This window comes from Luteolibacter sp. Populi, from assembly GCF_040801775.1.
Taxonomy (GTDB): Bacteria; Verrucomicrobiota; Verrucomicrobiia; order Verrucomicrobiales; family Akkermansiaceae; genus Haloferula.
In genome coordinates this window covers 3,974,624-3,990,562 of sequence record NZ_CP161812.1, presented here as the reverse complement: position 1 = coordinate 3,990,562, position 15,939 = coordinate 3,974,624, and the positions used below count along the sequence as shown (strand labels likewise).

Annotated in this window: 8 protein-coding genes and 1 pseudogene; 8 read left to right on the top strand and 1 reads right to left on the bottom strand. The window is 64.6% G+C overall.

Annotation, left to right across the window (positions count from 1 at the left end; translation table 11 throughout):
- Positions 1–126: 126 nt before the first annotated feature.
- Complete coding sequence (locus ABWK72_RS16320; RefSeq protein ID WP_367870633.1) at positions 127–5,778, top strand: CotH kinase family protein; 5,652 nt, start codon at positions 127–129, stop codon at positions 5,776–5,778.
- 93 nt (positions 5,779–5,871) lie between these two features.
- The gene (locus ABWK72_RS16315; RefSeq protein ID WP_367870632.1) at positions 5,872–9,885 is read left to right on the top strand and encodes a lamin tail domain-containing protein; all 4,014 of its coding nucleotides are present in this window, start codon (positions 5,872–5,874) and stop codon (positions 9,883–9,885) included.
- Positions 9,886–10,038: 153 nt separating this feature from the next.
- Here the strand turns inward: ABWK72_RS16315 and ABWK72_RS16310 are convergent, their stop codons facing one another.
- Complete coding sequence (locus tag ABWK72_RS16310) at positions 10,039–10,491, bottom strand: universal stress protein (RefSeq protein ID WP_367870631.1); 453 nt, start codon at positions 10,489–10,491, stop codon at positions 10,039–10,041.
- A 101-nt stretch (positions 10,492–10,592) separates the two neighbouring features.
- On the opposite strand from ABWK72_RS16310, the gene ABWK72_RS16305 reads away from it, so the two are divergent.
- The 6 genes and pseudogenes from ABWK72_RS16305 to ABWK72_RS16280 all read left to right on the top strand — a co-directional run bounded on the left by ABWK72_RS16305 (position 10,593) and on the right by ABWK72_RS16280 (position 15,939).
- Positions 10,593–10,970, top strand: coding sequence for a VOC family protein (locus ABWK72_RS16305; RefSeq protein WP_367870630.1), 378 nt, complete (start codon positions 10,593–10,595; stop codon positions 10,968–10,970).
- Positions 10,971–11,041: 71 nt separating this feature from the next.
- Positions 11,042–12,010: an alpha/beta fold hydrolase gene (locus tag ABWK72_RS16300; RefSeq protein WP_367870629.1), complete on the top strand. Its 969-nt coding sequence runs from the start codon at positions 11,042–11,044 to the stop codon at positions 12,008–12,010.
- Positions 11,983–12,591, top strand: a pseudogene (locus ABWK72_RS16295) (DUF475 domain-containing protein); the annotation flags it as partial. The gene ABWK72_RS16300 and the pseudogene ABWK72_RS16295, both read left to right, overlap by 28 nt.
- 67 nt (positions 12,592–12,658) lie before the next feature.
- On the top strand, positions 12,659–12,781 hold the full coding sequence (locus ABWK72_RS16290) for a hypothetical protein (protein ID WP_367875386.1): 123 nt from the start codon (positions 12,659–12,661) through the stop codon (positions 12,779–12,781).
- Positions 12,782–12,806: 25 nt separating this feature from the next.
- Complete coding sequence (locus tag ABWK72_RS16285; RefSeq protein ID WP_367870628.1) at positions 12,807–13,577, top strand: succinylglutamate desuccinylase/aspartoacylase family protein; 771 nt, start codon at positions 12,807–12,809, stop codon at positions 13,575–13,577.
- Between the two features lie 178 nt (positions 13,578–13,755).
- Positions 13,756–15,939, top strand: a complete 2,184-nt coding sequence (locus ABWK72_RS16280) for a transglutaminase domain-containing protein (protein WP_367870627.1) — start codon at positions 13,756–13,758, stop codon at positions 15,937–15,939.

Here is a 15,939-nt window from a genome sequence, read left to right as displayed (position 1 = left end):
TTGCCTGTGAAAACCACCCGTCTGGGGCATGGACAAGAATTGTTTTTTGGCGTAATTGTCACACTAGCGGTCAGGAAAGTCTCCATTTAGTGACTTTCTTGCAAAAATCCGTCCTCTCGAAAGCCCATGACCTTCTGTAAACGCGTTGCCGTGCTGGCGTACGCCCTCCTGTTGTCGTCCGGCCATGCCGCACCTGTCAGCGTGGGCGATTTTTCATTCGAAGGGAACGGTCTGTCTGCGGGAGGGTTTCACCCCAACCTCGGTCCGGAGTGGCAGGAGACCAATGGCCCGAACAACTGGTCGGGCTTCGAGGAGTATATCCCGGGCTTCTCGGCAGACGGCACGGACCATCTGGGGATGGAACTCAATCATAACGTCTGGCAGGACCTCGGGGTCAGCTATCAGGCGAACACGCGCTATACATTGACGGTCGCCGCCGGCTACCGCAACGGCAATACCAACGGCGGGAACCAGAGCCAGTACCTGCTCGCGGATAGCACGGGCAGCGTCTATGGGACGGGGATTTTCAATGCCACCAGCCTGCCGCCCCAGTCCTTCGGAGATGCGCCTGCCTTGGTTTTCAGCACGGCGGACAATCCGGCAGCGGTCGGCAAGACGATCCGGATCCTGCTGCAGGCGCGGGGTGCGGGTCGCTCCCATTTCGACAAGATCCGGCTGGACGCGGAGACCCTGATCCCGCCGGGGACCGCGACGCTGGCGTGGCAGGCCCCGACGGCGGTCACCGCGACTTCCGCGACCTTGAACGGCACGGTCGCGGCGACCGGCGACTCCGCGCCTTCGATCACCTTGTTCTGGGGTCCTGCGGATGGCGGGCCGGTGGCGGCGGCTTGGGCGAATTCGCAGGCGCTGCCCGGGACCCACACGGGCAGCTACTCCGGCGCGATCTCCGGGCTGGCACCGGCGGGCACCTGCTACTTTACCGCGCGCGCCACGAACAGCGCGGGCGCTTCCTGGACTTCCAGTTCCAGCTTCGAGACGCCGCCCCTGGTGCCGGTGGTGGCGAATATCGCGGCCTCCGGAATCGTTCCCACGGCGGCCTCGGTCGGGGCGCAGGTGAGTTCGACAGGCGGGGAGACGCCTGCGGTGACGATTTATTACGGGACCGAGGATGGCGGGACGGATCCGGGCTCCTGGACCTCGTCGATCAGCCTCGGGCAGGTCGCGACCTCGGCAACCACCGTGCTGAGCGGGCTCGCGCCGGTGACGACCTGGTATTTCCGGGCGCGGGCGGTGAACTCGGGCGGCAGCGCGTGGGCACCGGGGAGCTCGAGCTTTGTCACGCCGGCCGTGTCGCTGCCGGCAGTCGAGAACCGCGAGGCCGAGGGCATCACCGGCAACACGGCGAGCATGCGCGGCGAGATCACGGATGCCGGCGGGGATGCGCCGGCGGTGACGATCTACTACGGGACTGCCGATGGCGGGACGACTCCCGGGGCTTGGGCCTCGTCCTCCGCCCTTGGCACCCAGTCGGGAGAGTTCTCCTTTTTCGCGAACGGATTGGCAGCGCAGACGACCTACTATTTCCGTAGTAGGGTAACGAATGCCGCGGGCAGCACCTGGGCCCCGGAGAGTGCGAGCTTCACCACCACCGCGGTGGTGCCGAACATGGCGGTGATCAACGAGATCCACTACAAGCCCGCCGACAAGACCAGCCTCGAGGAATTCATCGAGATCCACAATCCGGGCGATACGGCGATCAGCCTCTCCGGTTGGACGCTCTCGGATGCGGTCACCTTCACCTTTCCCAATGTCATCCTGGCGCCCGGCGGGTTCGTGATCGTCGCGGAAGAACCCGCGGTGATCCTGGCGAAGTATGGGAAGACGGCGGCTGGCAAATGGACCGGCAAGCTCAACTCGACCGGCGAGCGGATCGACCTCCGCGATGGTGGCGGAACACTGCGCGACCGCGTGGATTACGGAGTGGGCTTCCCGTGGCCGACCGCTGCCGATGGCGGGGGCGCTTCCGCCGAGCTGATTCATCCGGGACTGGACAACGACCTGGGCGGCTCGTGGCGCTCGTCGGGGGCTTCCCTTGCCCCGCCGGTGACTTACATCGCCTCGCATGCCACCGGCTGGAAGTATCGAGAGGGCACCGCGGAGGCTTCATCGCCGGTCGAGGCGTGGCGCACCACGGCCTACAACGATTCCACCTGGCCGAGCGGCCAGACGGGGATCGGGTATAACGATCCGGAGGTGAATACTTTCCTTTCGGACATGGCGGGCGGCGGCTACCGCAGCGTGTATTTCCGCAAGGCCTTCACGGTTCCTTCCGACTCGGTGCCGGAGCAACTCCGCCTGCGCGTACGGGTGGACGATGGCTGCGTGATCTGGATCAACGGCGAGCCGGTGCACCGGATCAACGTCGCTCCCAGCGGGCAGCTGGCCTACAATTACCTAGCGCCGCAGAACCATGAGGCGGTGTGGGAGGAAGTGACCTTGGACAATGCCGATGGCTATCTCTTCGGCGGTACGAATGTGATCGCGGTCCACGCCTTCAACACGTCCGACGGCAGCAGCGACTTCTCGATGGATTTGGAACTCGTTTCCGGCGGGGGCAACAGCGGCGGGGTGCCGACTCCGGGCGCGGTGAACTCGGTCCACACGCCGCCGGCCTCGATCCCGCCGCAGATCCGCCAGGTCAGTCATTCACCGGTGACGCCGGCTCCGGGCCAGATCGCCACGATCACGGCGCGGATCACCGATCCCGATGGCGTGGGTGCGGTCAGCCTTACTTACCAAGCGGTGAATCCGGGTGCCTACATCCGGCTGACGGATGCGGCCTATGCGACCACGTGGACAAGCATCGCGATGGCCGATGACGGCACGAATGGCGATGCCACGGCCAACGACTCGATTTACACCGCCCGCATTCCTGCGGTGGTGCAGACCAACCGCCGCCTGGTCCGGTACCGGATCAGCTTCGCCGATAGTCCGGGCAATTCGGCCACGGTTCCCTACGGCGACGACGAGCAACCGAACTTCGCCTACTATGTGTATAGTGCCTTGCCGGATTGGCAGGGGGCATTCCGGCCGGGGACGACGGCGCTGCAGACCTTCCCGTCCACCATGCTCGACGACCTGCCGGTCTACACGCTGATCGCGGACGGAGGGGATGTGCTCAACTCCCAGTACAACGGCGGCGCGGACGCGATCCGTTTCCGCGCGAGCTTCGTCTACAAGGGCACGGTTTACGACCACATCGAATTCAAGAACCGCGGGGAGGCTTCCACCTATGTCTCGGGCAAGAACAAGTGGCGTTTCTTCTTCAACCGCGCCCGCGACCTGCCTGCTTCGAACAACCTCGGCGAGGACTATGCGGAAACCTGGGGATCGTTCTCGGGAGATGCCTGCGCGAGCCCGTGGGCATCGCTTCACCGCGGTGCCGCGGGGATCGAGGAAGCGGCCTCTTACAAGATCTACCAGCTCGGCGGCCTGCCCTCGCCGAATACCCACTACTACCACTTCCGGATCGTCCGCGGGGCCACGGAAACGCCAGCTCCCGGAACGATCACCAGCGATCCGATCGGGACCTCCTACGGCCAATATGCCGGGGATTTCTGGGGCCTGTATCTGGCGGTGGAGCAGCCCGACGGTTCCTTCCTGGACGAGCGCAGGCTGCCCGACGGGAGCATTTACAAGATCGAGGACAACGGGGGCGACAAGAAGAACCAGGGGATCACCCAACCGGTCGACTCGTCCGATTGGAATACCTTCCGCGACGCGCATGTGAATGGCGATCCCAGCGAGGCCTGGTGGCGGCAGAACATGGACATGGAAAGCTACTACACCTTCCATGCCCTGAACCGCCTGATCGGAAACGTCGATCTGCGTGGCGGGTATAACCACTACTTCTATCACCGCTCCCTGGACGACCGCTGGGTGCCGATGCCGTGGGATCTGGACATGATGTTCATCGCGAAGAGCCATCACAACACGGGTGTGGGCGGCGGCAGCTATCCGGGAGTGATTCACGCCTATAAATCGATCCTGCAGAATCCCGCGCTGGCGCTGGAGTATCGCAACCGTGCCCGCGAGATCCTGGATCTGCTGGCCTCGGATGCGACCCCGGGCGGCGGCCAATTCGGCCAGCTCATCGATCAATTCGCGCAAGTGGTCAATCCGACCGGGCAGACGGCCACATGGGCGGATGCCGATGCCGCGATGTGGAACGTGCATCCGCGCACGCAGGGGCAGGACAGCAACGCCAGCGGCCAGACCAATCACAAGGGCAACTTCTACCGCACGAGCTATGAGGATAGCCGGATCGGCGGTGGGTGGACCCGCTGGTTGCGCACGCCCGCGTCCTCCGGGACGATGGAGCATGAGGATTCCGTGGCGTATTTCCGCGACTATGTGGCCAACACCTGGCCGGGCGGCGGCTGGTCGGCGAACAATGGGAACCAGCTCGGCTACGGCTACCAGTATGTGGCCAGCGATGCGGCGGACCCCTTGATCCCCGCCAAGCCGGTGGCGACGCGGACGGGCGATCCGGCGTATCCGGCGAACGATTTGTCCTTCGCTTCGTCCGCCTTCTCCGATCCGCAGGGGGTGGGGAGCTATGCCCGCACCAAGTGGCGGCTCGCGGAAATTTCGGGACCCGGTGTCGCCGGCTACGTGGCGGGAATGCCGAGGAAGTACGAGATTGATAGTATCTGGACCATGGAGTCGACCGAGGTACCCGGCAGCATGCTCATTCCCTTGGGCATTGCCCAGCCGGGCAAGACCTACCGGCTACGGGTGCGCCACCAGGACAACAGCGGGCGCTGGAGCAACTGGTCGGCACCGGTGGAATTCGCGGCGACCGCGCCACCGCCGGGGAAGCTCCTCCACTACTGGAACTTCAATGAGGAGGACTATCTGGTGGCGGTTCCGACGATCGGCGGCGGGCAGATCAGCAGCACGGCCAGCGGTGCTGCGGAGGTCATCCAGCACGGCGCGCAGGACCAGGGATTCGCGGCGCTGAATGCGCGCAACGACGATCCGGTGGGCGCGCATCTGCGGGTGAACAATCCGCTGGATGCGACCGTGACCCTCGCCGTGCCGACGACCGGCCACGAGAACATCGTGATCCAGTACGAGACCCGCCGCTCGGGCCAAGGTGCGGGGACGCAGGTGATCTCCTACACGGTGAATGGCACGAGCTTCCTACCCTTCACGACCCTGGCTCCGCCGGATGGCAACCCGACGGTGCAGATCCTCGACTTCCGGTCATTGCCGGCGGTGGACAACAACCCGTTGTTCGCGGTCCGCATCGCTTTCCAGCAGGGTAGCGGTGGCACGGGCGGCAACAACCGCTTCGACAACGTGACGGTGGAGGGCGATGAGATTCCGCCGGTGCCGGGTACCTACGCCTTCTGGCGCGCGGCGGAATTCCCGGATGCGGGGGATCGCGCGGACGATGCGATCTCGGGGCCGGAGGCGAATCCTTCCGGCGATGGCGTGGCGAATATCCTGCGCTATGCCTTCGGGGTCGGCCCGCATGAGCCGGTGATGCATCTTCTGCCGGTGCTGGCCGGGGAGGCCGGGGCGAGGGAGTTCCGCTTCCGCTTCGATCCCGCGCTGACGGATCTGCGCTGGCGGGTGCTGGCGTCGAATGACCTGGGGGATTGGAGCCAGGTGCTCTTCGATTCGCAGAGCAGTCCGGTGCCGCCTTTGGAAGACGGCTGGCTGCCGGTGGAGGTGCCGGCGTATCTCGGTAGCGGACCGGAGGCCGATGTGAGGATCTTCACGCGCTTGAGCGTGGGCTTGGCGGAATAGGTATTTTTGCGAGGGAGAGGAGTCCGGAGAATCGGCGATTGCAGGGCGGGGCGAATGTGAGCAAGTTGTCACAAAGCTCCAAATTCCGTCAGCATGAGCCGCTTTTTCGCGCATTTCATCTTGTTTTTGTGCCTATTCCCGCAGGTGCAGGGGGAGGTGGTGATCTCGGAATTCATGGCCGACAATGCCGACGGGCTTGAGGACGATTTCGGCGACCGCTCGGATTGGATCGAACTTTTCAATACGGATACGGTGCCGGTGAATTTGGACGGCTGGTGGCTGACCGATGATTCATCTAACAAGGCGCAGTGGCGGATTCCCGCGGTGACCCTGCCGGGGAAGGGGACGCTGCTGGTGTGGGCTTCCGGGCGGAACCGCGTGAATCCGGCGGCGGCGCTGCATACGAACTTCAGCTTGTCGAAGAGCGGCGAATTTTTGGGGCTGTATCAGCCGAACGCGGTGGGCGGTCTGCCCGAGCTGGTGCATTTCTATGGGCCCGCCTATCCGGCACAGGCGCCGGATGTTTCCTATGGCCTCTCGATCGCGCAGACGACGACCACGCTGGTGGCCTACGGTGCCGGGCAGGCGGGCCGCTACAAGGTGCTGCCGAACAATGCCACGGGAGCGGCGAACTACGGCGGCAGCAATTATGCGGGCGGGGATATCGGCACGGGTCTGCCGGGCGGCTGGAATGTCAGCCCTTCCTTCAATGACGGTCTGTGGACCAATGCCGCGCCGGGTCTCGGCTACGATACGGGCGGCGGCTTGAATGCCTGGGTCACCACGAACGTGCAAGCGGGGTTCCAAGGTGTGAACCCCTCGCTGTGCTTCCGCCGGACCTTTTCGCTACCGAATCCCTCGGCTTACGCGGCTTACAAGCTGCGGATGAAGTATGAGGACGGCTTCGTGGCGTGGATCAATGGCGTGGAAGCGGGCCGCGCGAATTTCGCGGGGGCGCCGGCTTACAACTCGGTGGCCACCGCGGCGCTGGACGAGGCGGTCGTGAATTCGTGGGCCGAGTTCACGATTCCAGCGTCGGTGCTGGTGGCGGGGACGAATGTGCTCGCGGTCCAAGGGCTGAATTCGAGCGTCAGCAGTTCGGACTTCCTGCTGCTGCCGGAGGTCACGGGCAGCACGGCTGCCGAGCCCGGGGCGGTGGTGTATTTCGCCACGCCGACTCCGGGGGTCTTGAACAATGCGGGCTCGGCCGGGCCGGTGGTTTTCGATGGCACGCCGGCGGATCCGCTGGTGCCGCGGCCGCTGGGCAATGGCAGCAGCCCCGCGATGAAGGTCACGGTGCGGGTGATCAAGACGAAGAACAACGTCGCGGCGGTGCGCGCCTATCATCGCACCATGTGGGGTGGCGAATCCGCGGCGGTGACGATGAATGATGCGGGCAGCGGTGCGGATGCGGTGGCGGGCGATGGGGTGTATTCCGTGAATCTGCCGACCACGGGGCCGGCGGCAGGGCAGATGTTCCGCTGGCGTTTCGAGGCGCAGGATAGCCTGGGCAACATCACGAAGTTCCCCCCTTACCGCGATCCGCTGGATTCGCCGCAGTACTTCGGGACGGTGGCGGTGAATGCGGCTACCGCGACGAGCCAGTTGCCGGTGCTCGAGTGGTTCGTCGAAGGTTCTCCGGGGACGGGTCCGGCAGCGGCTGCGTTCCGCGGAGCTTGCTACTATCTCAATCGTTTTTACGACAACACCGGCCATGAGATCCACGGCCAGACGAGCTCGGGTTTCCCGAAGAAGAGCTACGACTTCGACTCGAACGACGAGTTCCGCTTCGTCTGGAAGGAAGGCGAGCGGGCGGTGAAGGATCTCAACCTGCTCACAAACTACGCGGACAAGACGAAGATCCGCAACACGCTCTCCCACGAGGTCGGCAAGATGGCGGGCACGCCGTATCACTTCGCGTTCCCGGTGCGGGTGCAGTTGAACGGCGGCTTCCACGGGGTGATGGAAATCGTCGAGGATGGCGACGACCGGATGCTGGAGCGCAACGGTCTCGACGGGGAGGGGGCGCTCTACAAGATCTACGGGGAGAACCTGACGTCGGGCGCTGAGAAGAAGACGCGCAAGGAGGAGAGCAGCGCCGACCTGCAGGCGATGGCGATGGCGCTCGAGCCGGCGGCCGATCTTTCGATCCGGCGGACCTGGGCCTACGACAACATCGATATCCCGGCCGCGGTGAATTATCTGGTGGTGCGGCAGTTCAACAGCGACCGCGACCACGGTCACAAGAATTTCTACCTCTATCGCGACACCAACCGCAGCCACGAATGGCAGCCGATCATCTGGGACGTCGATCTTTCCCACGGGCACAATTACAACAATACCCTGGGTTATTTCGATGATGCGATGGTCTCTAACAACCCGCTCAACGCGCACAGCGGTGCCGACCGCTTCTACAACCTGATCCTGGAAGCGCCGGAGATGCGGCTGATGTGGGTCCAGCGGATGCGCACGCTGATGGATACGATCCTGCAGCCGCCCGGCACGGTGAACGGCTTCCTGGAAACGCGGATGCGCCAGCTCTCCGCCACCATCGATCCGGATGCCGCGAATCCCTCGGCACGGACGGATGGCGATCTGGACACGGCGCGCTGGGGCTTCCATGGGAACTTCGTCCAGAATCGCACCCGCGAGGAGGTGGAGCGGGTGATCAGCGGCTATGTGGGCCCGCGCCGGACCTTTCTTTTCAATAGCGGTGCGGGTCGCCCGCTGCTTTATGGGCCGGGGAATGTTTCATCCACCCCGATCCCGGCGACCGGCCAGACGGATGTGGCGGGCATGGTCACGATCGACTCCGTGGACTATCTCCCGCCCGGGGGCACGCAGTCCGGCGAGTATGTGATCCTGCGGAATACCACGGGTCAGCCGCTCGACCTCTCGGGCTGGACCTTGGACGGCGGGGTGCATCACGTGATCAGAGGTGGCACGGTGATCCCTTCCGGGAATGGCACGGCGGCATGGGAGTATCGTGGGCTGCTGCACCTGGCGAAGGACAGTGCGGCCTTCCGCAGCCGCACCAGCGGGCCCACCGGCGGCCAGAAGCGCTTGGTGCAGGGGAACTATTCCGGCCAGCTTTCCGCACGCGGCGAGACGCTGGAGCTGCGCAACCGCGCGGGCCTTTTGATCGCCAGCTTCAGCTATCCGGGCACGCCTTCCGGGCTGCAGCAGTTCCTGCGGATTTCGGAGATCCAGTATCATCCCGCGGATCCGCTCTTTACGGAAGAAGCGGCCCTGCCGGGCGTGGCGGAGGACGACTTCGAGTATCTCGAATTCATTAATACCGGCACCGCGCCGCTCGCGCTGGGCGGGGCGAGTTTTACGCAGGGGATTGAATACACCTTCCCGGCGGCCTCCCTGGCGGCGGGCGAACGCCTGATCCTGGCGAAGAATCCCGCGGCTTTCGCGCTCCGCTATCCGGATACTACGGCGGTCGTACTTGGGCCCTACCTGGACGTGCTCGACAATGGCGGAGAGCGCCTCGAGCTGGCGGATGCGCTCGGCGAGAACATTTTGGATTTCGAGTACAAGGATGGCTGGTATCCCGTGACCGATGGCAGCGGACATTCGCTGGTGCACCGCGATCCCGCCGGGACTTCCTACAACGATTTCGGCAATGCGGTTGCTTGGGCGACGAGCGGTGCGGAAGGTGGCAGCCCGGGTGCCGGGGATGAGTCCTTCGCGCAGACTTACCACGGCTGGGACAACTTCCATTTCACCGCGGCGGAACGCGACGACCTGCTGGTTTCCGGTCCCGATGCCGATCCGGATGGCGACGGCCGCAGCAATGCGGAGGAGTACGCGCTCGCCACCGATCCGCGGGTGGTGGATCTGCCGCAGCTCGAGTTTACCTGGGCCATGGACGGCGAGGTCAAGCGGCCTGCGCTGCGCTTCCGGCGGCCGGCGAATGCGCTGGATGTGTATTACGAACTGCTGGCGACGGGAGATCCCGGGGGAGAGTGGGCGGCTGTTTCTACTTCCGCCGCCTCGATCTTGGTGCTGCCGGATGGGAATGAAGAGGTGGTCTTCCGGGATGTTGCGGACAGTGCGGCCGACCGGCGTTTCCTGCGGATTCGCTATGTGGTAGATTAGGGGACGTCGCTCGTTGATCAAGACGTCGTGTCCTAGTGCGGCCTACGAGCCCACTTTCAGCGGGCATTTCGATCACGACCTGAACCCAAGACGGCGCTGCGCTTGCCTTGGGCTATCGACGTCCGCCCCTGCAGGGCGAAGAACTTCGGTCCTTCATTTCTCCGTGGCCGCGGGGATCACCAGGGTCGGCACGATTGCCTTCCTGACCAGGCCCTCGGCCACGCTGCCGAGCAGCAGTGCCGCAACCGCCCCGTGACCGTGGGCACCGACCACGACGAGGTCCCCGCCGTTTTTCTTCACGTAGTCCAGCACCGCGTGCAGCGGACTGCCTTCGGCGAGATGGACGGTGGCGTTCGGGACGTCGCTGGAGACTTGGCCTAGCAGCTCGTTGAGGCGGATCGTGGCCCGTTTGCGGGCTTCTTCCTGGAAGAGATGGATCGCCGGGAACTCGTCCGGGGTGAAGCCGTAGGCGGTGTAGCTCGGCTCCGGTTCCACCACGTGCAGGACGTGCAGCGCGGCACCGAAGGCCTTGGCGAGTTCCGCGGCGGCATTCAGCACGCCGGGCGTGGCATTCGAGAAGTCGACGGCGGCAACGATGTTTTTCATGGCTTCCCTATCTTTAGCACGGCTTCCGACCGACCGCCACTTTTCGCTGGGGCATGCGCCGCCTTTGCAAATCCGCGCGCCGCGTTCATCTTGCGCCCGCCATGATCAAGTTCCTCCATACCCGCATCCGCGTGGCCGATATCGACCGCTCGATCGCCTTCTACGAAAAGCTCGGCTACAAGGAGAGCCGCCGCCAGGACTCGCCCGAGGGCAACCAGCTCGCCTTTCTCGAACTGCCGGGAAATGACGTCTTCCTCGAACTCTGCCATTCGCCGGACTACACGGCCACGTGCCCCGAGGACCTGATGCACACCTGCCTTGGCGTGCCGGACATCGTCGAATACTGCGACGGTGTCGAAAGAGCCGGGATCGAGATCTGGCCGGGCGGCTGGCGGGAGAAGTTCACTTCCGGCCAGCGGAAGATGGCCTTCGTGACCGATCCGGACAACTACGAGGTGGAGATCCTCGAGCGCGCATGATCAACCGGGTCGATGTTCCTGACAAAAACATCGACGCTTCTTTTACCGTGGATGGAGTAAGGTGGCCGCGAATGAAGGAGGATCAACAAGCGCGGCTGCCCGACGGGCGCGCGCTCGGCTACGGGGACTACGGCGATCCGGAAGGCGAGCCCGTGTTCTTCTTCCACGGGTGGCCGAGCAGCCGCTATCAGGGCTGGCTGCTTCATGAGGCTGCCGCGGAGCGCGGCCTGCGGGTCATCGCGCCGGACCGGCCCGGGATCGGCCTTTCCGATCCGCTGCCGGGGCGGGGCTTTGCGGCATTCCCGCGGGACATCGCCGGGCTGGCGGATGCGCTGGAGATCGGCCGCTTCCACCTCTGCGGGGTCTCCGGCGGCTGTCCTTACACGCTTGCCACGGCGGCGGCGCTGCCGGAGCGGGTGCGCGCCGCCGCAGTGATCTGCGGCGCCCCGCCGCTCCGCGACAAGGCGGACAAAGCCCACATGCACTGGGCCTACCGGACGATGGCCGGCCTCAAGCAATTGCGCCGCTTCGCCATCCCGACCGTGATTGGCGCCAGCCGCTGGATGATTGCGCGCGGGGCGGAGCGGGCACCGATGTCCTGGATGCTGCGCAGTATTCCCCCCGCCGACCGCGAAGCGATCGCGGAACACGACTGCTGGGGCAGCGTGACCCGCAGCTATCTGGTAGCCGCGGACAGCGGGTCGCAGGCGATGCTGACCGAGGGCGAGCTGTATCGAGCCCTGGGATTTCGCGCCGGAGGAGATCCGCGTGCCAATCGCCTTCTGGCACGGCCTGGCGGACAAGAACCTGCCCTGCGAAGTCGCCAAGCGCCTGGCCGCCCGGGTTCCCGGCGCGGTCGGCCACTGGATCGAAGGCGAGGGCCACTATTCACTTCCGCTCCGCTACCGCGGCCAGGTGCTCGACTGGCTGAAGGCGCAGTCCTGACAAGTTCGCCGCAGATCGGGCTTGAGCCCCGGCTTCCCAGCGGGGAGTTTCGCCCCTCAACCTTTTCATGGACGATTGGATTCATAAGATTCTAGGAGCTGATCCTGCCGCCGGCGTGATGGTGATCTTCATTCTGATCATCATCGAAGGGGTGCTGTCGGTCGACAACGCCGCGGTGCTGGCCACGATGGTGATGAGGCTGCCCAAGGAGCAGCAGGGCAAGGCGCTGAGGTACGGCATCTTCGGGGCCTATTTTTTCCGGGGCTTGTGCCTGTTGCTGGTTTCGGTGCTGATGAGCATCTGGTGGCTCGAGCCGATTGGCGGGCTGTATCTGCTCTATCTGGCGTGGAAACACCTTTTCCAACACCAGTCCGTGGAAGCAGAGGGCGAGGCCGCGGTCGCGGTGGAAGGGAATTGGTTGTATCGCCATACCATGGGTCGTCTCGGCCCATTCTGGGCGACCGTGGTAGCCGTGGAGGTCATGGACCTGGCCTTCTCCTTGGACAACGTGTTCGCCGCCGTCGCTTTCACGAAGAACAAGCAGCAGTTTCCACCGCCATCCGACATGATCATCGTCTGTATCGGCGTGTTCCTGGGCATCCTCGCGATGCGTTTTGCTGCCCAAGGCTTCGTGAAGTTGATGCACCGCTACGCCTTCTTGGAAAAGTGCGCGTTTATTGTCATCGGGATCCTCGGCGTGAAGCTCCTGCTGAGCGTCCCGCGGCATTTCCTGCCGGAAGGAAATGGGATCCACAATTTCCTGGCCAGCAAGTACCTTCGACCTCGGGACCTCGGTCCTTACCCTCTTGATTTTCATTGTCCCGGTGGTGGTCTACCGTCTCAAGGGCCGCACCCCGCAGACCTGATCCGCGATTCGACTGATTCCGAGCCATGGCCAGCGCCTTCGACGTGGAATCATTCCTCGCCCAATTCGGCGAACTCGCGGCGACCAAGGGCTTCACCCGCCGCCATCTCTGCGACACGCCCAGCGGCCCGCTGCTGGCGTGGGAGCGTCTTGAAAGCGGCCCGCCGGACTATGTTTCCGCGGGCATGCATGGCGACGAGCCTGCCGGCCCGCTGGCGGCTCTCGCGCTCCTCCGCTCCGGCGTCATGGACACGGGTTCGTGGCTGGTTTGCCCGGCGCTGAATCCCACCGGCCTGGCGGCAGGCACGCGGGAGAATGACGGCGGTTTGGACCTCAACCGCGACTACCTGGCCCTGCGCAGTTGCGAGATACGACAGCACACCGCCTGGCTATCCTCGGTGCCCTGCCCGCGGCTCTTCACCTCGCTCCACGAAGATTGGGAAACCTCCGGCTTCTACTTCTATGAGATCAATCTCGGCCCGGACCGCCCCGAGCGCGCAGCCTCGATTCTGGAGGCGGTGAAGCCGTGGCTGCCGGCCGAGCCCGCCACTTTGATCGATGAGCACGAGATCCGCTCGACCGGCTGGATCTATCACGTTCCCGAGGCCCATAGCCCCGATAGCTGGCCGGAGGCGATCTTCCTGGCCAAGCTCGGCTGCCCGGTTTCGTTCACCTTCGAGACGCCGAGCGCGAACTGCCTGGAGGCCCGGATCGCCGCGCATGTGGCGGCGGTGAAAGCGGCGCTGGCATCGGTGGAGGAGGGAATGTCGAATTCCGAATTTCCGAATGTCGAATGAAGTGTTTCGAAGAGGGATGGGCTGCCGCCTGAGGCGCTCTTCCTTCCTTTCTGATCACACGACATGCGGAATTCGGGAATTCGGAATTCGACATTTGTTCCCCAAGGTCCGGACCGCCCCCCGCGCTCCCTTGAATCGAGAGATTGATCGGCTCCACCATGCCGCTAGCGTCCGCGACATGAGATGCCTGCTGCTCCCCCTGATTTTCGCCGGTGCCGCATTCGCCGCGCCGGTGGATGACTTCATCGCCGCCGCGAAGTCGAAGCATGGCGAATCCGGGGAGAAGGCGGCGAAGTTCCTAACGGATCACATGCCGGCGAAGGACCGCGAGCAGTTGGATGCGGGCTTTCTAGGAGAGAATCTCGATCTGGCGCTGCAGGCGCGCGGCGAGTTCCCCTGGGCCAAGCAGGTGCCGGAGGAGATCTTCCTCAATGACGTGCTGCCCTACGCGGTCTTCGACGAGACCCGCGAGGCGTGGCGGAAGGACTTTCTCGAAAAGGCCCGCCCGCTGGTGAAGGACGCCAAAACCGCCACCGAGGCCGCACAGATTCTCAACCGCGAGTTCTTCAAGATCGTCAACGTCCACTACAACACCGGCCGCAAGCAGCCGAACCAGAGCCCTTCCGAATCCGCCGCGATCAACAAGGCGACCTGCACCGGCCTCGCGATCATCCTGGTCGATGTCTGCCGCGCGGTGGGCATCCCGGCGCGGGCCGCGGGCACGCCGCTGTGGACGAATGATCGCGGCAATCACACCTGGGTCGAGATCTGGGACGGCGACTGGCATTTCACCGGTGCGGATGAGTATGACGAGGCCGGCTTGAACCGCGGCTGGTTTGTCGGCGATGCAGCGAAGGCGAAGGCGGACGTGCCGAAGTACGCCATCTACGCGACCTCTTGGAAGAAGGAGGGCCTGGCCTTCCCGATGGTCTGGGCGGGCGACAGCAAGGAGGTGGCGGCGGTCAATGTCACCGCGCGCTACGCCAAGGCCGAAGCCGCGGCTCCGACGGCGAATCTCGGCGTGCGGCTCTTCGGGCAAGGGAAGGCCGAGCGCGTCGTGGCCAGGATCGTGGTGCTTGATGAGGCTGGGAAAATCGTGGGCGAGGGCGAGACCAAGGCGGGCACCGCCGATCTCAACGACATGCCGCGGATCGCGGTGCCACCGGGCACCAAGGGCACGCTGCGCTTCACTGTGGGCGGCCTCACCCGCGAGCGCTCCTTTGGCCCGGTGGAAGCTGGCGAGCCGACCATCGATGCGCTGTGGAACGAATTGAAGGAAGTCGCCGCGATGCCGGGTTTATCGAAGGCGGATGCCATTGCGACCGTGACCAAGCTCGGTGCCGAGCGCCTCGCGAAGCTGCGCGAGGAGCGCAAGGACGAGATGGAGAAGAAGTCACTCGCTCTCGGTGACAAGACCCTGCGCTGGCTGGAGAAGACCTTTGGCGACGAGCCTGCCGGCGGCCGCAGCTTGTGGATTTCGATGCATGGCGGCGGCAACGGCCCGCCGCAGATGAATGACGGCCAGTGGCAAAACCAGATCCGCCTCTATCAGCCGGCGGAGGGATTTTACGTTGCCCCGCGCGCGCCGACCAATACCTGGAACCTCTGGCACGAGGCCCACATCGATCCGATGTTCCAGCGTCTGATCGAGGACTATGTGGCGCTCCGCGGCGTGAATCCGGACAAGGTCTATCTGATGGGCTACTCCGCCGGTGGCGATGGCGTCTGGCAGCTCGCCCCGCGCATGGCCGACCGTTTTGCCGCCGCAGCGATGATGGCCGGCCACCCGAACGAGGCGCAGTTGGACGGCCTGCGGAACCTGCCCTTCGCGCTCTTCGTGGGCGGGGCGGATGGAGCTTACAACCGAAACAAGATCGTGGCCGAGCGCGCCGTGACGCTTGACCAGATGGAGAAGGCCGATCCCGGCGGCTACGTCCACATGTCGCGAGTCTACGAAGGCCTGCCGCACTGGATGAACGGCAAGGACGCCGAGGCGGTGCCGTGGATGGAGAAATTCACCCGCATCCCGTGGCCGAAGAAGGTGGTCTGGCTACAGGATGACGTTACCCACGACCGCTTTTACTGGCTCAAGATTCCGGATACCGCCGGGGCGAAGGCCGGGCAGAAGATCACCGCGACGGTAGAAGGCCAGACGATCGCGCTGAGCGGGGAGGTGCCGGCCAAAATGGAGCTGCGGCTCTCCGATGCGCTGCTGGATCTCGATCAGCCGGTGAAGGTGACGGTGAATGGCACGGAGGCGTTTTTCGGCAAGGTCGCGCGGAGTGAAGAGGTGATCCGCCGGACCTTGGAGGAACGCGCGGATCTGGCGGCGGCGGCGACTGCGGTCTTAACGCTGCCGTGA

What these genes read in the sequence shown, in the direction of transcription:
- ABWK72_RS16300 (WP_367870629.1), top strand. Translation starts at nt 11,042, where the DNA reads ATGAAGGAGGATCAACAAGCGCGGCTGCCCGACGGGCGCGCGCTCGGC.
- ABWK72_RS16280 (WP_367870627.1), top strand. Translation starts at nt 13,756, where the DNA reads ATGAGATGCCTGCTGCTCCCCCTGATTTTCGCCGGTGCCGCATTCGCC.
- ABWK72_RS16320 (WP_367870633.1), top strand. Translation starts at nt 127, where the DNA reads ATGACCTTCTGTAAACGCGTTGCCGTGCTGGCGTACGCCCTCCTGTTG.
- ABWK72_RS16285 (WP_367870628.1), top strand. Translation starts at nt 12,807, where the DNA reads ATGGCCAGCGCCTTCGACGTGGAATCATTCCTCGCCCAATTCGGCGAA.
- ABWK72_RS16290 (WP_367875386.1), top strand. Translation starts at nt 12,659, where the DNA reads ATGGGATCCACAATTTCCTGGCCAGCAAGTACCTTCGACCTCGGGACC.
- ABWK72_RS16315 (WP_367870632.1), top strand. Translation starts at nt 5,872, where the DNA reads ATGAGCCGCTTTTTCGCGCATTTCATCTTGTTTTTGTGCCTATTCCCG.
- ABWK72_RS16310 (WP_367870631.1), bottom strand. Translation starts at nt 10,491, where the DNA reads ATGAAAAACATCGTTGCCGCCGTCGACTTCTCGAATGCCACGCCCGGC.
- ABWK72_RS16305 (WP_367870630.1), top strand. Translation starts at nt 10,593, where the DNA reads ATGATCAAGTTCCTCCATACCCGCATCCGCGTGGCCGATATCGACCGC.